At 48.2% G+C, this 20,855-nt stretch carries 17 protein-coding genes and 1 pseudogene; 15 read left to right on the top strand and 3 right to left on the bottom strand.

Going from position 1 to position 20,855, the window contains the following annotated elements:
• Positions 1-152 precede the first annotated feature (152 nt).
• Positions 153-920, bottom strand: a complete 768-nt coding sequence (locus MKZ13_RS29955) for a class I SAM-dependent methyltransferase (protein WP_237177937.1) — start codon at positions 918-920, stop codon at positions 153-155.
• Positions 921-1,153: 233 nt separating this feature from the next.
• Between MKZ13_RS29955 and MKZ13_RS29950 the strand changes: the two genes are divergently transcribed.
• From MKZ13_RS29950 to MKZ13_RS29910, 9 genes and pseudogenes are all read left to right on the top strand, one after another.
• Entirely contained in the window at positions 1,154-1,582 is a 429-nt protein-coding gene (locus MKZ13_RS29950) for an SRPBCC domain-containing protein (protein ID WP_237177936.1), read from the top strand.
• A 240-nt stretch (positions 1,583-1,822) separates the two neighbouring features.
• A complete protein-coding gene (locus tag MKZ13_RS29945; RefSeq protein ID WP_339180508.1) occupies positions 1,823-4,918 on the top strand; it encodes an ATP-binding protein in 3,096 nt (1,031 codons plus the stop codon).
• A gap of 99 nt (positions 4,919-5,017) precedes the next feature.
• Positions 5,018-6,181, top strand: coding sequence for a response regulator (locus MKZ13_RS29940; protein ID WP_339180506.1), 1,164 nt, complete (start codon positions 5,018-5,020; stop codon positions 6,179-6,181).
• 35 nt (positions 6,182-6,216) lie between these two features.
• Positions 6,217-7,563: a deoxyribodipyrimidine photo-lyase gene (locus MKZ13_RS29935; protein WP_339180503.1), complete on the top strand. Its 1,347-nt coding sequence runs from the start codon at positions 6,217-6,219 to the stop codon at positions 7,561-7,563.
• Between the two features lie 282 nt (positions 7,564-7,845).
• Positions 7,846-9,021 carry an acyltransferase gene (locus MKZ13_RS29930; protein WP_237177932.1) on the top strand — a complete coding sequence of 392 codons (1,176 nt, stop codon included), beginning with the start codon at positions 7,846-7,848 and terminating at the stop codon, positions 9,019-9,021.
• A 186-nt stretch (positions 9,022-9,207) separates the two neighbouring features.
• Complete coding sequence (locus MKZ13_RS29925) at positions 9,208-9,357, top strand: hypothetical protein (RefSeq protein ID WP_179087885.1); 150 nt, start codon at positions 9,208-9,210, stop codon at positions 9,355-9,357.
• Positions 9,358-10,553: 1,196 nt separating this feature from the next.
• Positions 10,554-10,988 (top strand): annotated as a pseudogene (locus MKZ13_RS29920) (HNH endonuclease); the annotation flags it as partial.
• Between the two features lie 292 nt (positions 10,989-11,280).
• The gene (locus MKZ13_RS29915) at positions 11,281-11,916 is read left to right on the top strand and encodes a TVP38/TMEM64 family protein (protein ID WP_253504142.1); all 636 of its coding nucleotides are present in this window, start codon (positions 11,281-11,283) and stop codon (positions 11,914-11,916) included.
• Positions 11,917-11,983: 67 nt separating this feature from the next.
• Positions 11,984-13,063, top strand: coding sequence for a DUF3658 domain-containing protein (locus tag MKZ13_RS29910; protein WP_339180499.1), 1,080 nt, complete (start codon positions 11,984-11,986; stop codon positions 13,061-13,063).
• A 278-nt stretch (positions 13,064-13,341) separates the two neighbouring features.
• On the opposite strand, the gene MKZ13_RS29905 is transcribed toward MKZ13_RS29910, so the two are convergent.
• A complete protein-coding gene (locus tag MKZ13_RS29905) occupies positions 13,342-13,860 on the bottom strand; it encodes a cupin domain-containing protein (protein ID WP_339180495.1) in 519 nt (172 codons plus the stop codon).
• 152 nt (positions 13,861-14,012) lie between these two features.
• Here MKZ13_RS29905 and MKZ13_RS29900 point away from each other — a divergent pair, with 152 nt between their 5' ends.
• On the top strand, positions 14,013-15,014 hold the full coding sequence (locus MKZ13_RS29900) for an NAD-dependent epimerase/dehydratase family protein (RefSeq protein ID WP_221819898.1): 1,002 nt from the start codon (positions 14,013-14,015) through the stop codon (positions 15,012-15,014).
• 166 nt (positions 15,015-15,180) lie between these two features.
• Here MKZ13_RS29900 and MKZ13_RS29895 read toward each other — a convergent pair whose 3' ends face one another.
• A complete protein-coding gene (locus tag MKZ13_RS29895; RefSeq protein WP_017691655.1) occupies positions 15,181-15,354 on the bottom strand; it encodes a CsbD family protein in 174 nt (57 codons plus the stop codon).
• A 685-nt stretch (positions 15,355-16,039) separates the two neighbouring features.
• Here MKZ13_RS29895 and MKZ13_RS29890 point away from each other — a divergent pair.
• The 5 genes from MKZ13_RS29890 to MKZ13_RS29870 all read left to right on the top strand — a co-directional run bounded on the left by MKZ13_RS29890 (position 16,040) and on the right by MKZ13_RS29870 (position 20,840).
• Positions 16,040-16,486, top strand: a complete 447-nt coding sequence (locus MKZ13_RS29890) for a DUF1641 domain-containing protein (RefSeq protein ID WP_017691658.1) — start codon at positions 16,040-16,042, stop codon at positions 16,484-16,486.
• Between the two features lie 24 nt (positions 16,487-16,510).
• Positions 16,511-17,692 (top strand): NAD(P)/FAD-dependent oxidoreductase, encoded by a 1,182-nt coding sequence (locus MKZ13_RS29885; RefSeq protein ID WP_036606574.1) that lies wholly within the window; start codon positions 16,511-16,513, stop codon positions 17,690-17,692.
• Positions 17,693-18,011: 319 nt separating this feature from the next.
• Positions 18,012-18,656: an SDR family oxidoreductase gene (locus tag MKZ13_RS29880; protein ID WP_339180490.1), complete on the top strand. Its 645-nt coding sequence runs from the start codon at positions 18,012-18,014 to the stop codon at positions 18,654-18,656.
• A gap of 55 nt (positions 18,657-18,711) precedes the next feature.
• A complete protein-coding gene (locus MKZ13_RS29875; RefSeq protein WP_339180487.1) occupies positions 18,712-19,467 on the top strand; it encodes a response regulator transcription factor in 756 nt (251 codons plus the stop codon).
• Entirely contained in the window at positions 19,464-20,840 is a 1,377-nt protein-coding gene (locus tag MKZ13_RS29870; RefSeq protein WP_339180485.1) for an ATP-binding protein, read from the top strand. Before MKZ13_RS29875 ends, MKZ13_RS29870 begins: the two co-directional genes overlap by 4 nt.
• The last annotated feature ends 15 nt before the right edge of the window (positions 20,841-20,855 follow it).

The following is a 20,855-nucleotide window of genomic DNA, read 5'->3' as shown; positions in this document are numbered from 1 at the left end:
CGATGTAGCTTTCTTGCAGAAAGCTTGTAGCTTCGCTTGTTCAAGTTATTTCTGTCCTCTGCGTTCTCGTGTAAATATTATTGCAAATTTTATATAGTAAAAAAAGGCCACAGCATGGGTTAAACCTCATGCTGTGGCCTGATTTTGGATGACTACGCTCTTCGAGTTGCTTCATAGACGAATTTTTGATTCGACTTTGTAGGTGGCTGATCCGGGTTGAAGTCTGCATATACCTTGATGTCGGAGAAACCAATATGTTCGAGAATTAGGCGTAACTCTTCTATGCCGTACCAACGTAGGGTAAGTTGTTGCAGCTCCGTAGCAACAAGAGCACCCTGATGCCATTGTTCGTAGCGAATCAGACTTACTTTATATTGGTGTAGAAGGTTCACTTCAATGGTTTTCACTTCTACCGTGATCGTATCACCATCGGGTAATGAAACGGTTGATGTTTCTACGGAAGAGGGTTGTGTCACATCGGGCAGAAACAGATCAAACACGAGCTTTCCGTCAGGTTCCAAATGCTGAAATAGATTACGTAATACGTTAATCGACGCCTGTCTTTCTTGGATGAGGAGCAGAGAACCTCCGGGAATGATAATTGCCTCGTATCGATATGGAAGGTCAAGCTTCTCCAGATCGGCAACGAACAGCTCAGGCATGGGTAATGCCCGCTCCATACAACGAGAACGGCAAGAATTGATCATATCCATTGAATAATCAATTCCATCCACTTTCAAGCCTGATTCAAGCAAAGGAATGAGCACTCGGCCTGATCCCGACATGGCTTCAAGGATACGTCCTTTGCAGCGCTGAAGATAATGGCGATAGAATTCAATATCTCCTCCCAAGGAGTGTCCCACAGGTTTTGTTAGATCATAAACGGTGGTGCATAATGGACCGTAATAACTGAATGACATAGTATAGGTGTCCCCCACATTTTGATATAATGAATTGCAAACGTGAAAGGGAACTCGTTAAGATTATCCCTTCCGGCAACGGTTGGAAATGGATTTTTCAGAGCAGACTATCATAGGATTCACGCACCTTTTATGGAATATGTTCCAATTATAGGGTGGGGATAAAGCGGAGGTCAACTTCTATTCGGGTAGTCATACGAAATGGAAATGAAATGTATAAGGAGGTGATTCGAATGGATTCATCATCAAGTTCATCAAGCGCATTGCCAGATATCCGGCAGGAACTGGTACTCCATGCACCTGTAGAGAAGGTGTGGGAAATGGTCTCGACCGAGCAGGGACTGAAAACCTGGTTCATGCCAGGCAATCTGGAACCCGTGGAAGGTCACGAGTTTATATTGGAAGCTGGCCCCTTCGGCCAATCACCATGTCAGGTGACGGAAGTTCATCCGCTGCACAAGTTGTCCTTCCGCTGGGGTAAGGACTGGACGTTGACGTTCCAACTGAATGAACAGCCCGAAGGTACGGATTTCACGCTGATTCACAGCGGTTGGGATGCGGATAAACTGACCGAGTTTGGACAGGCCCACGCTATCGTACGCGAACGTATGGAACAGGGATGGGCCGGAATCGTTCAGAAGCTTGCCCAAGTTGTTAAATAAATCTTCATTTAATCACCCCCAGGTCATTTCGCCCGTTCATTCCGGTGAAATTCGGCCTGGGGTTTCTTGGTGTACCAAGAGCTGGCGTAAACAGATAGAGATCCGTCAAATTATAACGAATTTGACCGATTTTGATACGGAAACTATTTCCGTGAGCACCAGAAACGTGTAACATGAATTATAGTGATAAATCGACAAAATTAGACGTCTCTCGCCATTGTGAATGGAAGGAATACATAGATGAGAAAACACTGGATTATGCTGACCATAAGTTTCATATGCATTGTCATTGTTCCGCTGGGTTGGATCGCCCAGACGTTAATTAGTGAGCGGAGTAACCCCCAGGCTGCAGATGGAAGAATTGACCTGACCCATTGGGACTTTGATCGCAAGGGTGCAGCGTCTTTAAAGGGTGTCTGGGATTTCTACCCTGGGCAGTTGCTGAGTCCGGCAGATATTGAAGCAAATGTATCCGGTCGCAAGCCTTTGCCGGCTTCGTCTGGCACTCAAGTTCCTGCCCGATGGAACAAATCTTTGGGGCAGGCCCATGGGTATGGAACCTATCATTTGCAAGTTCATCTTACACCCCGGACGATGAAAAATGATTATGGTATACGTACGCAGAATATACGCATGGCCCACCGGGTATTTATCGATGGTAAAGAGATTGGCGGCAAAGGTCTGCCAGGAAAGACCAAGGCGACAGATATACAATTAAATCTGCCCTTTACAGGATTCACGTCCATTGAGGGCAATACGGCTGACATTATCATTCAGGTATCAAATTATAGTTACTCGTCTGGGGGCATTGTAGCGCCTATTTTGTTTGGAGACGAGCATAGTATTCTGAAAAGCCAGCAACAAGGTTGGCTCAAGGATCTGATGGCCTTATTCGGTTTTATCTTGCCAGCCGCCTTTTTTCTACTTCTGTTCAGATTACGACGTACGGAGAAGGAGCTTCGTTTTCTCGGATTATTCAGCCTTTCTGGTGCGCTATACGCCCTGACACATGGGGAGAAGTTACTGGGTACGTTTGTACCGTTCCTGACCAATAATGAGATACTTCGGATTCAGCTCCTTAGTTCAGCCGCTGCCTATTACTTTTTGCTTCGGTATATGGATGCCCGTGTGCCAGGAGCAGTTCATCAGTGGTTTGTTCGTCTGGCTGTAGTGCTAATCGTTACCCAGACTATTGTGGGTCTTACGCTTCCACCGACACTGTTCTCGTCTCTTGAGCTTCCCATGTTGCTGATCTCGCTTGTTGTCATGTTGTATACGCTGCGAGCCATGTTCTATTGGTTGAAAGGCCGGCCGAATGACAGCCACTTTGCACTGGTGAGTATGATGAGCATACTCATGGTTGTTGTGTTGTATACGCTTGGTGCGTTCACTACCCTAGACACAGCGTTCTTTGCGCTGATTGAACTTTTATTATTTGTATTTGCCCAGATGATAGTGACCGCAATCCGCTTCGCACAATCATTCCGAGACGTGGAAGCCCTGTCAGAGCGTTTGCTTGCCATCGACAGCCTGAAGGACGAGTTCATGGCGAACACGTCTCATGAGCTGCGAACTCCCCTCCATGGCATCATTAATATTGCGCAATCCATGCTGGAAGGGGCGGCCGGAGCAGTCACGCCCAAGCAAGCCAAAAATCTCTCCATGATTACTTCAACCGGCAAACGCCTTTCACTGCTGGTTAACGATATTTTGGATTTTTCCAAATTAAAAAATAGTGAGATCGAGTTAAAACGGGTAGCTGTCGATCTGGAATCCGTTGCTCGTACTGTGGTTGAAGTCTCGGGTTTCACGTTTGAGGACAAGCCGGTTATATTGATTCAACAATGGCCCCAGTCGTTGCCGCTTGTTGAGGCAGATGAAGATCGCCTAAGGCAAGTTCTGTATAACTTGCTGGGTAACGCCTATAAGTACACTGAGCAGGGTGAGATTCGATTGTACGCCAGTGTGGAGGGGGATTGGGTGAAGGTATCGGTCGCGGATACAGGGGTAGGCATTGCCTTGGACAAACAGGAGGATATCTTCCAGGCGTATGAGCAGAGTAACGGCACGATCGAGCGATTGAGCAATGGAACCGGACTGGGTCTGAGTATTACGCGAAAACTCGTTGAGCTTGGCGGTGGTGAGATCTGGGTTGAATCGGCGCCGGGGCAAGGTTCGACCTTTCATTTCACCCTGCCTGTTATGAAGTTGCCTATGTTGCAATCTCATTCGAAACCAGTTGCCGCCCGATATGTTGCTGCACAGGGGGCAGGGGCGAAGGAGCTTGTGACAAGAGAGTCAGATGAGCCGGATGATCTTCCGGAAGCGGAGCATACGATTCTGATTGTAGACGATGACCCCGTGAATCGACAGGTATTGCTTAACCTATTGTCGACAGAACGATATCGCGTGATTGCAGCGGACAGCGGGTCCACTGCATTGAAACTCCGTGAGGAGTTCCCGTCCATTGATCTTGTTATTACGGACTGGATGATGCCTAAGATGTCCGGGCTTGAGTTATGTCGCAAATTGCGCGAGCACAGTTCCTTGTCGGAGTTACCGATTCTGATGCTGACCGCCCGCGGGTTGCCTGAGGATATCAAACACGGATTCCAGGCGGGAGCCAATGACTTCCTGAGCAAACCGGTGGATGCCGGTGAATTGCGTGCCCGGGTTCGGACGTTAATTGAGATGCGGAGTTCTGTGCAGGAAGCTATTCGGACCGAAATGGCCTTTTTGCAGGCCCAGATCAAGCCACACTTTCTATATAATGCACTCAATGTTATTATCGCGACCTGTGCAGTGAATCCGGACAAAGCAACAGATCTGCTGATTGAACTGAGTCATTACCTGCGCGGAAGTTTTGACTTCCAGAACAGGGAGCAGCTTGTTCCTTTGACCAAAGAGCTGGAATTGGTGGAGTCTTATGTGCATCTGGAACAGGCGAGATTTGAGGAAAGACTGGTGGTTGAGTATGAGGTGGAATCGGACGTACATCTGTATCTGCCACCTCTCAGTATTCAGCCACTTGTGGAGAATGCCATTCGCCACGGCGTGATGGAGCGGGCAGCCGGCGGGACTGTTCATCTTAGGATTTTCAAAGAGAGCGAGCATGTAGTCGTCCAGGTCCAGGATGATGGTGTAGGTATCCCTCCTGAGCGTATGGCTCAGGTCAAGTCTGGGCGCACCGAAGGTCCGGGAGGTGTCGGGCTGCAAAATATAAACCGTCGCCTGATGTCTCTCTATGGTCAGGGACTGGAGATTCATAGCCATGTGGGTAAAGGCACGCAGATCCGATTCCGTATCCCTGTGCAAAAGGTGGATTATTCCAATTAGTGTGCAGAGTGAAGCAATTATGGTTAACAGATTAATAAGCGGGTGCTGATAAAATCGGTATTCCTATTGAATCTTTCATGGCAGGAGGCTGAAAGAACGGTGAGAGCCATTGTGATCGATGATGAGAAGCCAGCGCAGCTTCATCTGGAGCGACTACTACGAACGGACGGACGAATTACACCCGTGCAATGTTTTTCAACAGCTCGTGATGGTCTTCATTTTCTGGCAAACGAACGTGTAGATGTTGTATTTTTGGACATTGGAATGCCCGAGATGAATGGCCTGGAAGCGGCTGAATATATACAGCAATTGGATCAGAGTATTCGTATTATCTTTGTTACGGCTTATGCGGACCATGCAGTGGAAGCATTTGAGTTGCATGCACTGGATTATGTACTGAAACCGGTAAGTTCCGCCCGATTGACCAAAACCATTGATCGAGTAGCGGGCATAATGTTGCATACTTCCCAAGTTGCAGCCACCGCCGAGGTACAGGAATCGGAACCTGTATCTGTGGAGTTGGATACTGAAGTTCCGGGGCTGCTTACGTTCAAACATCTGGATATCTACAGAAGTCTGGATCAGGGTGCCAAGAAACATAAGTGGCGTACAACCAAATCACAGGAATTGTTTGCTTTTTTGTTTCATCACAGGGAAGAATGGGTAAGCAAGGAGATTCTGCTGGATAAGCTATGGGGTGATGTTTCCCAGGAAAAGGGATTAACCCATCTACATACTTCCGTGTACCAGATTCGAAAGCTGCTTAAGGAATGGAACATGACAGGCAAGCTGGAGTACAATATGAACCGTTATCGTCTGTTATCAGGCAATCTGGTAAGTGATGTGGATCAATTTGAAAAAGCCATGGTCTACAACGTCATCACATCAGACAATGTTGAAGACTTGAGACATATGATTCCGCTTTATCGTGGCGATTATCTGGAAGAGCATGACTATCGTTGGGCACAGGCCAAAGCAAGGGAACTCAGACGCAAGTATACAGCGCTGGTTATGGATATCGCGAGATGGGATATGGAGCATGGTCGTGGCAAGGAAGCGATTGAGCAATTAACGATATTGCAGGAACGGGAGCCTTATTCGGAAGAGATCTGCCGACTCATGATGGAAGTGTATGCATCCATGGATGATCAGCAAGGCATACTTCGTTTATATCATTCATTTACATTGACATTAAATGAGGATCTGGGATATCAGCCGGAGCCCGAAACAAGCAGGTTATATCAGAACCTGACGGATAAATAAACGTATGTAATGTAAGTTCAGACAGGAGGGTGAGCATGAAGCTATTCATACACCGCAAAGATTTGCGTACGGATGATCTGGCCGCATTCGATTATTTGCGGGAACACCAGGAAGAGAGTGTGCATGTTCTCATCTATGATTCATTCCTCCTGCGGCAAGGCCGAGAGAAGGAACACAGCGGTGTGAATTTCAGGCAGCACGCAGCGGAATTAGGCAGACAGTATCTTGAAGCCAAACGAAAACTGCATGTTGCTTATGGCAAACCGGCTGAAGTGGTTGATTTCATCCTGAACGAATTCGAAGGTGAGATTAACGAGATTGTGGTCCATCGGGACATGACGCCATATGCAATCGAGCGGGATAGGGCCATACGCAAAGTCAGTGAGGCGCACGAGGTTACGTTCACACAACTGACGGATCATCTGCTGATGGATCTGAATGGATTTGCCAATTTTACAGGCAAGTCGGAGCCATATAAGGTATTTGCGGCTTTTCATCGGCGGTGGGTGGAATTCATGAATGAACATCCCAACCCTCCTTCGGCAACAACGGTTGCAGCGTTGAAGGTGAGTGATCGTCAGATTGAATGGCCGGATGCAATGCAGGTACCTCCAGAGTTGCTGGAGGGCAGTCGTTCGAATGACGAGGACCCACATCTGCTGTTGGATCAATTTTTGTCGGATCGAATTGCTGAATATGGGGATCATCGGGATGAATATGAGGCGTACGAGCCAAGTCATCTCAGTTCTTACGTAGCTGTGGGGGCTGTATCCATTCGCAAAATGTATGATGCGGCGAGTCGCACGGCTGAGGCTGGGGAATGGATCAGGCAGTTGTGCTTCCGCGACTTCTATCTGTATCGAGCGGTCTATGAGAGTCACTATTTTACATATGAAAAGGTGTACGATCTCTCGGCTCTCCATGATGATCACTTTGAACGGTGGTGCAAGGCGGAGACTGGCATTCCGATTATTGATGCAGCGATGACGGAACTGAATGAAACCGGACATATGCCAAACCGGCTGCGGATTCTCACGGCGATGTTTCTCACCAAAAACCTGCAATGCTCGTTCACCTTGGGTGAAGCCTATTTCAGGCGTAAGCTACGTGACTATGATAACATTCAAAACCGTGGTAACTGGTTATGGTGTGCCTCGCTTGGGGAGAATGCGGCTCCGTATTTTCGCGTGAACAATCCAGTAACGCAATCCGAGAAGTATGATCCGCAAGGTGATTATATTCGCAAGTGGTTGCCTGAATTGAAGGATCTGCATAGCAAGGACATCCATCAGCCGCGCAAGGATGCCATTGTTGATCTGAAGGCATCGAGACAGGCAGCGATTGATGTGTATAAACAGATTCTGGCGAGTCGTGCGAAGTAGACTCAGTCAGGGGCGGGATGCATGCCCAAACCCAAATTTACCATTCTCATCCGGTTGATCCAATATTCATTTGGTTGAGAGCAGGATGTACCACAGACCGCGTACTTGCGGTCTTTTTTACATATATAGACATGAAAATAGTGTGAAATGTGTTGAAAATTTAGGAATTGTTAAGAAAATGGACTATCCATCTTAAGCATTATGGCTTTTAATAGATAGAGAGCTTTATTGTATTAAGTCATATCTGACATATTGACGAACACATTAAGGAGAAACGTAAACATGAGTGAAACACTGAAAAGAGAGCGAATTCCAGAACTGAATCTGGTGCGTGCCATGGCAATTATCGGCGTACTGTGCGTGCATTCCACGTCCTATGCGACGGTGGACATGACGGGTTCAGGCTACTACTGGCTGTACAACTTTATTAATATCTTTATGAAATATGGTACGCCAACCTTTATTTTTATGAGCAGTTTTGTACTGTTCTATAACTATTATTCCCGTCCGCTGGATAAGAAACTCGTGAGTAACTTCTACAAGAAAAGATTTGTGTATATTTTGCTTCCATACTTCCTGTTTTCATTAATGTATTTTGTTTTGCTGCATTTCACGCATTATCAGGGCCGGCCTTTCGGCGAATCGGCAGTAAGTTTTATCACGAAATTGTTTACAGGTAAGGCCTATACACATCTGTACTTTGTATTTATTAACATGCAATTTTATCTGTTATTCCCATTGGTGTTATGGTTGCTTAAGAAGTATCCTTCTGTGGTGAAATGGTCTGTTCCGATTGGACTATTGATTCAATGGGCATTCATCGTAAGTAATAAATATGGATTCCAGGTACCCAACAAGGGAAGCTGGGCGTTCTCGTACTTCTCCTATTTCATGCTGGGTGCTTTTATCGGGGTGTATTTCCCTAAAATCAAGCAATGGTTTGTCATCAGTCGGGCCAATGCCACCAAAGGACGCGTAGCTTCATGGATTCTGCTCTGGGCGGTATGGATCATTGCCGGACTTGGCCATGTGTATATCTATTATCTGCTGCGTCTGAAGATCGCAACGTATAACACACTGTGGTATGAATTCTTCTGGAATGTGCATACCTTTGCTTGTGCGCTGGTACTTATCCAGATTGCCTATCTGCTCTATCGCAAAGGGCCGTCACTCATCGTCAAGCCGCTGAATCGGCTTGGGGCATTGTCCTTTGGCATCTACCTGATCCATCCCTTCTTCCTGCTGGTGTATCGTGAATTTCCACCGCAAACAGGTGTTTCCTGGTTAGTGCATCTGTGGTATGCCGGAGGATTCGGTGTAGCTCTGATCGCTTCGTGGATTGTCGTTGGATTGACGGCAAGGTTTGTTCCATATGCATGGGTCATCTTTGGCAATCTGCCAAAACCGAAACCACGTCTCGCGCCACAACAGAACTCGGGACAATTGGACGTACGTTAAGATACATTTCCAATTAGAGGAATAATAAACCGTTTCTTGGTCGACCTTAGGGGAGAGCGGGGAGCGGTTTTTTCGTCTATATAGATATGCTAGATGTGGGGAACGAGTGTTTCTTTTTCATGTATAAGGGGTAATCATAAGGCGGAACGATAATACATTATGGATAACAGGATTAAGGTGAATATAATGACAACATGCGAAAAATGCGGGAGACCGATGCAGGATATATTGGAATATGTGGAACACATTCTTCACGAATGCAGTGAACAGACACAGGAGTACAACTCGAAAGATTATCAGGCCTATGGCCATGAGGGTGTTCACGAGCAGATGTGATACAATAGAAAGAAACCGGATTCATACGGAACCGAGGTGACAACATGGAGACGGGTCCAGCCCCTTTCCGGCAAGGAAAGACGGAACAAGAAGCGCGACTGAGCAAAACGTGTATGTATTGCGGACAACAGCGGCCAATGTCCGAATTCCGGCGCAGAACCGGAAAGCGGGCAGGTCCCGGAGCCAGGCGGGGAGCCTGCCGTAGCTGTCGCCAGCTTGGTGGACAGGCTGACCACGAGGCAGGTTCAAGTGTGAGCGGGCGAACGAATGAACGGATGGAGCGTCAACGGGATGGCTTGGAGACACGTGCTGTTACTGCCAGACCCTCTGCATCTGCAAGAAATGAGGCAAGTCATACCTCCCATGGTATGGAGCAGGGAGCTGCTACGGTGTCTGGGTCTGACAGAATTCTGGTGTCTCAACCCTCAGCAGGCTCGTCATCTTCGAATGACGATGAACGTGCTGACTTGGTGACTTCCTCCCCCTCTTCTTCGGGTATTCGGAAGAAGAGGAGAAGACGGAGAAAGAGCAAGCGATCGGAGAGCATAACGGGCAATGAGCTGAGAGAGACGAGTCTGGAGCATGATGGTTTGGCAGGTGAGGTCTTGGTTGAGCCACAGCCAGGCGAGCACTGGCGTGGGGAAGAAGGGCATTCGCAGGGGCATGCTGCTGCGAATGAAAAAGGCACTGCACAGCGGGCAAGCGCGCGAGCTGCCGCTGCAGTGCGGGCCGCCGAGCAAGCTGCGGCGGCCCACCAAGCTCTGCTGCCGGCTGAGCCGCAAGGCCCGGCAGCAGAGCCCATGGCTGCGGATCAACCGACCGCAGCCAAACGCAAGCGCAAGCGGCGCCGCAAGCGTGCTGCCGCGCTCGCGCCCGGCGCAGGGCAGGCCCGCAGCGTAGCTGCTGAGGCCCATGCGCCGGCACTGAGCGACCGTGGCGATGCCACCACGGTCGCTGCGCCTACGGCGGCTGAGGCACAGCCTGCCGCCACCGGGCGCCAGCCTGGCTCGCCAGGGTCCAAGCCGCGCCAGGCGCGCAAGGAGCGTGCGCCCAAGGCGAACGGCGAAGACGCTGCCCGCGGTGTATCTGGGCAGCGACCCGCGCATGCCAGCCGAAGCCACGGGGCTGGCACGGATGGCCGTCCCCGCCGCCAGACCCCGTCGGCCCCGGTAGCCATCGACCCGGAAGATCCGGCTTCGCTCCGGACCAATCGGCAAGGCATGGTACGGATGAGGGGTAAGACCGACAAGGGCAGACGTTGGCATCAGGAAGTGGACATGGAGCTTGCGGTCACGCTGGTCAAGGAAAAAGCCGCTGTGGTGGTCAATCGGTACACGATTCGCCGATTGTTCAGCAACAAGGATTTCAAGCGGTATATTCTGACTCGGGATCACTACACCTGTTACTTCTGTGGATCGTATGGAGATACGATTGACCATCTGCTGCCGCGTGCCAAAGGTGGACATACCACTCCGCTCAACTGTGTCTGCGCCTGTAATCTGTGCAACCAGTCCAAAGCAGCGATGGATGCCGAAGAGTTCATGCGTTCCGGTATTCCCGAATGGAATGCTGCCCATCAGGCAGAATTGATTGAACTGGCCATGCAGGAAGCGCAGCTGGAAGAAGGATAAATGCCCCCGAAGATGAAATCGGGGTTTTGATATAAAGAGCACACCAAGACCACAGAGGTCGAGGTGTGCTTTTTTGATTTAATTTTGATTGGGGTGGGAAATGAGTTTGCTGTGCAATAATTTCTTCAAATTGACAACGGTGTTCATCGAAGATGTACGTTATACTGGGAGGGAGTTGCTAAAGAAGCTTCATCATCCATAAGAATGATGAAATGTATAGTGAACATCAAACCTGAGAACCTAGACTGTATAGATTGGATGGATGCAGATGACCCCGGCAGCATTAGACATTATGTCATATATTACGGAAGAAAATATTCGTTTCTGGTTGGAGAAGTTTCGCTCCCTGGGCCCGTTACCGGGAATTTTGCTTACGTTTATGAAATCATTTGTACCGCCGCTTCCAACGCTGTTGATTGTGGGCGTAAACGGTGCGGTATATGGTCTGTGGGCAGGATTTATATATTCATGGATCGGCATGGTGCTCGGTTGTACCGTTACATTCCTGATCGTACGGGAGATTGGGAAATCCGCTTTTGTAGAGCGATGGGCACGCAAACCTCGTGTGCAACGCAGCATGGTATGGATTCGAAGGAATGCATTCAGTTATGTTTTTCTGCTGAGTATCTTCCCGGTAGGTCCGTTTGTCATTATTAACGTGGCGGCAGGTATCGCGCGAATGCGATTGTTATCCTTCCTGCTTGCGGTGGGTTGTGGTAAAGCGATCATGATCTTCTCGGTTACGTATATCGGTTCCAATGTGGAACAATTTCTGGAGCACCCTATACGCTGGGTAGGCGTATTGCTGTTTATTGCGGTATCCCTGTGGGCAAGCCGCAAACTGGAGCGACACTTTACCCGGTCATCGTCAGATGGTGAAGATCTACATGATCTGAATCAACCAACTGGCAAATCGATTTCTTCATAAATAAAAGAATGATCAGTATGCAGATATGGGATGTCAGTTATCTCGTTAGCTCGAAGGAGGACCTAGCATGAATGATAATATCTATGCATTCAGCCGAACGATAAATCGTATGAGTGAAGATGAACTTCGTTCAGTACTGCGTGTGCTCTATATGAAGTCAGGACATGTGGTCAAGCGGCAGGAAGAGCAAGGCGAAAAGGTGGATTTTGCGGAAGCGGTACAGTCACTGTTTCGAAATATGGATACCCCATTTGATCTGGGTCGTCTGGAACAACAAGCTCTCGCCGAGGTTGACAAGCCAAATGAAATTCATATTACGTTTGGAGAATCACCTCTGAGTAGTCTGAAAATGGGAATGAGTACATTACCTGATCAGGAAAAACGGAGTTATTTCTCTATAGATGATAATTATGCGGTAGGGCCATTAGGTGATCTCACCCGGCGTGCAGACTTGCAACGCAGGCATCTCTGGCTGACCGAACGAATGTGTCTCAATGACCGTGAGGCATATGGCATGCATGAACTGGAATCATTATTTGATCTCGAAGCCACAATACAGTCCTTTGATTCCAAGACGTCGATCATTATCTGGTATGCGAATAATGCACGGGAGAAGACGGGACTGCTTTACGCCATGTATCTATTGCGGAACAGCGAGAGCCCCATATATCTTATCGAAACGAGTGGCTTATATAAGCAATTATTTGATAGACCTGACGTTCAATACGATGTTCTCCACACAGGCGAGATTCTTCCGGAAAAGCTTTTGGCGATGTGGCACGTCTGCTCTGAGCAAGAGCCATTGTCCAAGCCAGAGCGCCGCCAACTGGAGCAGGATTGGCTGGAACTTTCGGTACAGCCTGGGCTATTACGTATGATGGAGAATGGCGTGATTCGGAGCTTAACTGAAGATGCGTTGGACGAGTACATTATGCAGAAGGTGAGGGAACTGACACCGAACTGGGAGCCAGGCAAGTATATCCGAGCAGCTCGTATTGTGGGTGAAGTGATTGGTACAAGTAGCCAGCATATAAGTGATGCGTTCGTGGAGTACCGTCTACGACAACTGGTGCTGCAAGGCCAACTTGAAATGGATGGAAAGCCACTTGCAATGAGGTATTACAGTATTCGGCTTGCCGAGCGCTGAAAGGGACTAAGGCTGAAACGCACAGATAGAAAAACAAGCGACGAGATCGCAAAGTTTGAAATAAGACGGAAGATTTGAGCAGTTCCTTACCCATATAGGAAGATGATCACGAAGTGTCTCCGTTACAAGCTGTTCAGATTTAACACTTAAATAGACTGTTCCACCGGTGAGTAACTCCTACATGTCCGGGGAACAGTCTATTTGTTTCTCATTAAGTACTGAACCAGTTTCACTTGTGCATTGTCCAATAACATTCGTCTTTATGATCTTCATTTGTATTATGACTTCTTCCCATTCCAGATTTCTAGTAGTGGCCCGTTCTGTCCATAGACCGGATCGGTATCCGGTATCGGAACTTCTCGGATTTCCTGAAGAGCCTTGGCACGATCGTCTTCCTCACCTGTGCGTGTGTTGTAACTCATGCCGCCCGGATAAGCACCGGCAATACGAAAATCAGTGCTGGACTCCAGACGTTTATGCCCTGTCCCAGCGGGAAGCACAACAACGTCGCCTGTTTGAAGGTAAACTTTCTGACCATGTTCTCCGCCTAAAATCAGTTTCACGAATCCACTCACCACAGCAAGAGCCTCATGAGCATTACTATGATAATGATGATAATTGAACACACCATTCAACCAGCTATTTCCCCATCCATTACGGTTCAGCAACGATTCTGCATGAAGAGCCTCTTCAGCCCATACGTTCTTATACAAAAGCACAGGCAGGGTCGGATGATTGGGAATTACACCGTCATCCTGAAGGAATAACGTCTCTATGTCCTTTTTCCGTTCATTCATCTCACATCACCTCACTATAAATTACCCGATAACGTCAAGGACGAACAAAAAACAATTGTAAAACGATACAAAATGTATCATTTTAAGGTTATACTCAGTACATAAACTCTCTTCAATGCACTCGTTGTATAAATCGCAAGGGGGAATCGTGTGTGAACATTGTGATTACAGGGGCTTCTGGATTTGTGGGATTTAATCTTTCACAGTATTTGGCGCAAAAGGGGCATCGAATTACCCTTCTGGATCGGGATGATTACTGTCAGAGACTTGTTCATATCTCTCCTCTGCATGAGATGCCGTTCATCTGTTGTAACCTTGCATATGACCGGATTCATCTACCTTCAGGAACAGATTACATTATCCATCTGGCGGCCATGCCACACGTGGATTATTCGTATCATCAGCCAGGGGAAGTTTTCCGCAATAATACACTTAGCACACAGGCTATCCTGCAATATGCTACGGAACATCACATTCCAGTCTTGCTGGCTTCATCCGTGGAAGTGTATGGCGGTGATTGGGGCAGAGTCTATCACGAATCAGATCCGTATGCACCCGTCTCTCCTTATTCCGCGTCCAAAGTTGCATGTGAAATGCTGGCTCACTCCTATGCTCAATGTTACCAGCTTCCAGTCAAACTCTTTCGTTTGACCAACCTCTATGGTCCATGGCAATTACCAGACCGTATTATTCCCCGAAACTTTGGTCGGATGTTGGACGGACTGCCTCTGGATATTCAGGGATCGGCAGTGCGTGATTTCTTGTATGTAGATGATGCCCTCCGGGCCATTGAACAGATCATGCTGAAAGGCAAAGACGGACAGGTCTACAACATATCAACAGGGCTTGGAACAACCATGCAGGAGATCGGGGAGATATTGAAACCGATGGATCGATCGGTAGCTGCAATAGAGATTCGGGAGCAGGAACCAACCCAATCCAGAGGGTCCAGTCTGGTCGTACATTCAGGCAGGTTGCGAGCGGAATTGGGATGGTTACCGCAAACCACGTTGGAAAAGGGATTGGAAAAAACCTTCCGCTGGTATCGGGAACATCCCGAATGGGTCAGACAGTTCAGCCGTGAATACCATACAACAAGGGAAACGCGCAGTTTCATTATCGATATGGCAAGATACGCAGTTCCAGCAGTATAAAAAGCACAAAAAAAGCCAGGGAAGGGTGTATTGAGTAACACCTTCCTTGGCTTTTTTGCGCCTCCGTCTCACATTCGGATAACTTCCGAACACGGACGGTCAGGCTATTTTAAAACGATCTATTGCACGAAATCTTCGTGCTTTCTGAGGTTTGCATCAAAAGGATCTAGTGATCTCTTTTAACGTCGGCAATTTTATCCTGTACGGCACCTTTGGCTTTGTCTTTTTTACCCTCAGCCTGAAGGGATCTGTTATTGGTTGCATTACCGATCTGATCCTTCACTTCGCCTTTGGCCTTGTTAACGCCTGCTTTGATTTTATCGCTAGTTGAATTACTCATATCGAACATCTCCTTCGTTTCTGGTGTAGTCCTTATTAACCGGGATGTCCGTATTCTAAACGCAATGGGTTTGTGCCGAGTTTTGCATTCGTGACGCAAGAGGTTCATACTTGAAATAGAAAAGATGTCTCAATGATGGAATAAGGCTGAGCCCAACGCTGCATAATAACGACAGTGACCAATTTCGTTGCATGAAAATTGTGATATTGGAAAACAATTCCTGAACATTTGGATAAACGAATCCTTCCTTGTGTACATATCGCACATCTGGTCATATGTGATCTTGTCTTAATACCACATGTGGTAGGAATACAGATTTTGGACAGGAGGATCGGCGGCGTTAGCTTGCCTTCATGGGTTGACAAAAAAATCGATTTTGTTACAATGTTCACAATATCTTCACAAGTGTAAAAAATTTCTTTTTCATGTTCATGTGTAAGAGGTGTAATATAAGGGTATAGAGTTCGGTTTCGGCCTGCTTGTCGTTTTGTGCGTCAACACATGTTGTCCGCAATAGATCCAAGATACAATGCATGATATGGGAGTGGCCCTGAGCTACGCTCATCCTATTGTGTGAAATTTGGTACATTTAAATGTATTCGATGTATTTTGTGGTTCGGCTCTGCTTGACAGGCATCATGAAAGTCGCGGACTTCTATCCCAAAGTAAAGGAGGACTTTCTCTTATGTCACAATCGCCTACTCAACAAGAGGTGCCAGTTACAGAAGGTGCCAACGTTTCCGAGCGCCAGTCCTTGGACGTTCTGGATCAACTGATGAAGCCTGAGGTACAGGAGTCTTTAACCGTTCTGGTGGAGAACCTGCCTAAATTGGCTGAAATGGTTACTGCTATGACAAAAGCTTATGACTTTGCACAAAGTGTAGCAACAGACAAAGTTCTGATCAGCGACACAATGAGCGCAATGGGCGAGTTCGCTAAGCCTGTTGTAGACAAAGCTAAAGGTGTAGCTTCTGCTGCCATCGAAGCCAATGACCGTGCGCAAACAGAGCAAACTTCAGTTGGCTTGTTCGCTATGCTGAAAATGCTTAAAGATCCAAACGTACAACAATCGCTTCGTTTTGCTCAATCTTTCTTGAGCATCTTGAACGAGCGTCAACAACCGAAACGTTAAGACTTAGAAGAACGGAGGATGGATATGTCGAAGCAAATTTTGATCTTGGGTGGAGGATACGGCGGTCTGTTGACTGCATTGACTGCGCGTCAATACTTGTCTCCGGAAGAAGCGACAATTACTGTCGTGAACCGTTACCCTACACACCAAATTATCACGGAACTGCACCGTCTTGCAGCGGGAAGCATTGCTGAACAAGCAGTTGCTCTTCCACTTGAAAAATTGCTGCGTGGCAAAAACGTGAACTTGAAAATCGATACGGTGGATACAATCAAGCCGGACGAGAAAAAAGTTCTGATGACCAGCGGCTCCACATACTCTTACGATGCACTTGTCGTTGCCTTGGGCAGCGAAACGGCATTCTTCGGAATTCCGGGATTGCAAGAGTACAGCTTCACGCTCAAATCGGTTAGCGATGCAAACCGTATTCGTGCACACGTTGAAGCACGTCTTGATGCTTACAAACAGTCCGGCAACAAAGCAGACGCTACGTTTGTTATTGGTGGCGGCGGCTTGACAGGTATTGAGCTTGTTGGCGAATTCGCTGACCTGCTTCCTGCTGTATGTCAAGAAAAAGGCATCGACTTCAAAGAAGTATCCCTGTACACAGTTGAAGCAGGTCCTTCCATCCTGGCAGGATTCCCGCCAGAGCTGGTTGAACGTGCTAAATCAAGTCTTGAGAAACGTGGCGTTAACTTCATCGTTGGCGTAGCGATTACCGAGATGAAAGAAAACGAAGTTCTGCTGAAAGACGGCAGCTCCATCCCTACGAACACACTCGTATGGACAGGTGGCGTACAAGGCAACGCTGTTGTTGCTAACAGCGGAATTGAAGTGGATCGTGGCCGTGCGAAAGTTACGGAAGTTCTGCAATCTACTTCTCACAAAGACGTGTTTGTTGCTGGTGACAGCGCAGTGGTCTTCCCTAGCGAAGGTGCTCGCCCTTACCCTCCAACAGCACAATTGGCTTGGCAAATGGGTGAGACTATTGGTCACAACTTGGGCGTTATGTTCAAAGGTGGCGCAATGGAATCCTTCACACCAGTATTCTCCGGTACGCTGGGAAGTCTGGGTCGTAAAGATGCTGTCGGCATGATCGGTGGCAACCAGACTCGTCTGAAAGGTCTGCCTGCAACCATGATGAAAGAAGCAAGTAACATCCGTTACCTGGCTCATATTCACGGTTTGTTCGCACTGGCTTACTAATCTTAATGCCATTCAAGGGCGCCCTTTTGGGCGTCCTTTTTGGTTGTCACGATTACAAAGGAAAACAGATATTCAGATGGAAAAAAGGTGCGGCAGAAGTGGTCGATGTGAGGTGGCGTATAAACCACCTAGGGGATATGGCATATTAATGGAACAACGGAAGACTTCACATTTCATAGAGGTACTGAACGGGCATGGACATGAAGCCGGCGCTTAGAAGCGCCGGCTTTCGTTTAAATTATAGGATGAGCATCTTTAAATAAAAGGAACGGGGAGCGCAACAACAAGCAGCCCGTTCAACTGAGAGGAGAAATGACGTATGAACGTTTTAGTTATAGGAGCAAATGGACAAATCGGTAAGTTTGTGGTGGAGCAGCTGGCACAGGAAGGCAAACATAAAGTAACGGCTATGATCCGCAAACCGGAGCAGGCGGATGCACTGAAGGAACTCGGTGCAGATGTGGTAATTGGTGACCTGGAGGGTAGTGTGGAGGACTTGGCTGAGGCAATGAAGGATCATAATGCGATTGTGTTTACGGCGAGTTCTGGCGGATCTACCGGTCAGGACAAAACACTGCTGATTGATCTCGACGGTGCGGTGAAAACGATGGAAGCCGCAGAGCAGCAAGGAATCTCCAGATATATTCTGGTCAGTGCGTATGGCGCAGATCAACGGGAGAAATGGTCAGAGTCCATTAAGCCTTATTACGTGGCGAAACATTATGCGGATCGTGTGTTGTTTGCAAGTGATCTCAATTACACGATTATACGTCCAGGTGGTCTGAAGAATGAACCGGGCACAGGCAAGATTGCAGTTGGAACCGATCTGGAGCCAGGAAGCATCCCGCGTGAAGATGTAGCCCGTGTAATCGTGGCTTCTTTGCAGGAAGAGAAGACGTACCGGATGGCCTTTGATCTGATTGCCGGGGAGCATCCGGTTGAAGATGCCTTGGGCAAATTGTAGATGTTATTGTAAGATAACGGGAGAATGAAATGATGGGAATGAGGGGGAGCGCTGCATGAACGAAGCCGTGCTGGTCATAGAGGATGAGCCCAAAATAGCACGTCTGCTGGAACTTGAGCTACAGTATGAGGGATATCAGGTAGGCAAGGCAGGCAGTGGAACAGAAGGATTGGAGAAGTATGCAGACGGACAATGGGATCTGATTCTGCTGGATGTGATGTTGCCTGGTCTGAGTGGAATTGAAGTGTTGCGGCGAGTTCGGGCCAAAGATGCTACGGTTCCGATCATTATGCTCACTGCCAAAGATTCTGTAGAAGACAAAGTATCCGGCCTGGATCTCGGAGCCAATGACTACATCACCAAGCCGTTCCAGATTGAAGAGCTGCTTGCCCGAGTTCGGGCTGCATTGCGGCTTAGTGCAGTGGCGTCTGTTGTTTCTTCCGCTTCTTCGTCTACACCTGCTGATACGGGGAATGATTTTCCTGGGCATAAGGATGAAGCTGAGGCAGGCTGGTTGACGGCTGCCGGGTTGAAACTGAATGAAGGAACGCGAGAGGTATCCCGAGATGGTGTGGCCATTGAGCTTACTCCACGTGAGTTCGACCTGCTTGTGTATCTGCTTCAGAATCAACGTCAGGTGCTCAGTCGTGATCAAATTGTGCAGGCCGTGTGGGGATACAATTATTATGGAGATACCAATGTGGTGGATGTGTACATCCGTTATGTGCGCAAAAAGGTGGATAACGGATTCACACCGCCCTTAATACATACCGTACGGGGCGTTGGATACGTTCTGAAGGAACAGTTATGAGCCTGCGCAGTAAAATCTACGGATATTCGTCTGTATTATTTGCTGTGCTGTTAATCGCGGTGAACCTGTCCGTCTACATCGTGTTTGAACGGATGTCGATTGATAACGAGGTTAATCGGGTGGAGGCGGAAGCGGAGTCTATTGTCAAAGGAGTACGTCAGTCTGCCGGCTCCATTCCGCCGGACGACTTGTTGCGGGCCTACGCGCCTGTGAACGGCATGCTTCGGATTGTTAATGAAGACGGCACCAGTTCCCCGGTGACAACAACAGCAGCTTCCGAGCAGCTGAGCAAGCTGCCCTATAAGTATGAAAGTGAGAAGAAATCGGAGTATACCCAAGTTGAACAGATTGGTTATGTGTGGGTATCAGTCCCTGTCATCTGGCCTGATGGCGAGGTGGTGAATGTGCAGGTCACCGAGAGTGTAGCAGAGACAGAGAATCGCCTATCTGTACTGCGAACCGTGCTTGTGGCGGTCACGATTATTGCTCTCATTCCAGCCATTATCTCCAGCCGGATTCTGGCGAATCGGATGACCAGACCGATTCAGCAGATGACACGTACAATGAGTGACATTCAGTCCAGCGGCCAATTCAAGCGTCTTCCACTGGAGGAAGGGTCTAAGGATGAACTGAAAACGATGGGACAGACGTTTAACCGGATGATGGATCTGCTCGAATCCAACTTTGAACGACAGGAACGATTTGTATCTGATGCATCTCATGAGCTCAAAACTCCACTGACCATTATTGAGAGCTATGCCAGCCTGCTACAGCGGCGAGGAAAAGAGCGGCCCGAGGTATTTGATGAAGCGGTAGAGGCGATTCTGTCCGAATCGGTTCGTATGCGGGAGATGACCGAGCAACTGTTACTGCTTGCGAAGCAGCCAGAGCAGTGGAATGTGCAGCTGGAACGTGTGGATATCACAAGACTGGCTACAGACTCCACACGTGCGTTCCGCGAAGCCTATCACCGTGAAGTCCGGTGCGAAGATCCAGGTCCAATCTGGGCGATCAGCGATGAGAGCAAGCTGAAGCAGCTTTTGTTTATTTTGCTGGATAATGCCCGGAAGTATAGTGAAGATGCAATTGAAGTCAGGCTGGAAGCCAAGGGGCAAGAGTGCCATATTCGGATTGTGGATACCGGGATTGGTATGCGGGAGGATGAGCTGGAGAAGGTATTTGACCGATTCTACCGGATTGATCCGGCCAGAACACGCAGCTTAGGCGCAAGCGGTTCAGGTCTGGGATTGTCACTTGCCAAAGAGCTTGCAGGAGCAGTTGGAGCACGGATCGAACTGACCAGCACCGAGGGTGAAGGCACCGAGGCTTCGATTATTTTGCCTTTATCGGTTCAGAACGGGCCGCTCTCATGAAATTCTCATTCTTCT

Origin of the sequence: Paenibacillus sp. FSL R5-0701, from assembly GCF_037973995.1 — a bacterium.
In the GTDB taxonomy this organism is placed as follows: Bacteria; Bacillota; Bacilli; order Paenibacillales; family Paenibacillaceae; genus Paenibacillus.
The sequence above is the reverse complement of the archived record's forward strand: the minus strand, read 5'-3'. Positions and strand labels throughout refer to the sequence as shown.

Bases quoted from the DNA above. Each gene is read 5' to 3' on its own strand.
- MKZ13_RS29955 (WP_237177937.1), bottom strand. From the start codon at position 920: ATGTCATTCAGTTATTACGGTCCATTATGCACCACCGTTTATGATCTA.
- MKZ13_RS29950 (WP_237177936.1), top strand. From the start codon at position 1,154: ATGGATTCATCATCAAGTTCATCAAGCGCATTGCCAGATATCCGGCAG.
- MKZ13_RS29945 (WP_339180508.1), top strand. From the start codon at position 1,823: ATGAGAAAACACTGGATTATGCTGACCATAAGTTTCATATGCATTGTC.
- MKZ13_RS29935 (WP_339180503.1), top strand. From the start codon at position 6,217: ATGAAGCTATTCATACACCGCAAAGATTTGCGTACGGATGATCTGGCC.
- MKZ13_RS29930 (WP_237177932.1), top strand. From the start codon at position 7,846: ATGAGTGAAACACTGAAAAGAGAGCGAATTCCAGAACTGAATCTGGTG.
- MKZ13_RS29925 (WP_179087885.1), top strand. From the start codon at position 9,208: ATGACAACATGCGAAAAATGCGGGAGACCGATGCAGGATATATTGGAA.
- MKZ13_RS29915 (WP_253504142.1), top strand. From the start codon at position 11,281: ATGTCATATATTACGGAAGAAAATATTCGTTTCTGGTTGGAGAAGTTT.
- MKZ13_RS29910 (WP_339180499.1), top strand. From the start codon at position 11,984: ATGAATGATAATATCTATGCATTCAGCCGAACGATAAATCGTATGAGT.
- MKZ13_RS29905 (WP_339180495.1), bottom strand. From the start codon at position 13,860: ATGAATGAACGGAAAAAGGACATAGAGACGTTATTCCTTCAGGATGAC.
- MKZ13_RS29895 (WP_017691655.1), bottom strand. From the start codon at position 15,354: ATGAGTAATTCAACTAGCGATAAAATCAAAGCAGGCGTTAACAAGGCC.
- MKZ13_RS29890 (WP_017691658.1), top strand. From the start codon at position 16,040: ATGTCACAATCGCCTACTCAACAAGAGGTGCCAGTTACAGAAGGTGCC.
- MKZ13_RS29885 (WP_036606574.1), top strand. From the start codon at position 16,511: ATGTCGAAGCAAATTTTGATCTTGGGTGGAGGATACGGCGGTCTGTTG.
- MKZ13_RS29880 (WP_339180490.1), top strand. From the start codon at position 18,012: ATGAACGTTTTAGTTATAGGAGCAAATGGACAAATCGGTAAGTTTGTG.
- MKZ13_RS29875 (WP_339180487.1), top strand. From the start codon at position 18,712: ATGAACGAAGCCGTGCTGGTCATAGAGGATGAGCCCAAAATAGCACGT.
- MKZ13_RS29870 (WP_339180485.1), top strand. From the start codon at position 19,464: ATGAGCCTGCGCAGTAAAATCTACGGATATTCGTCTGTATTATTTGCT.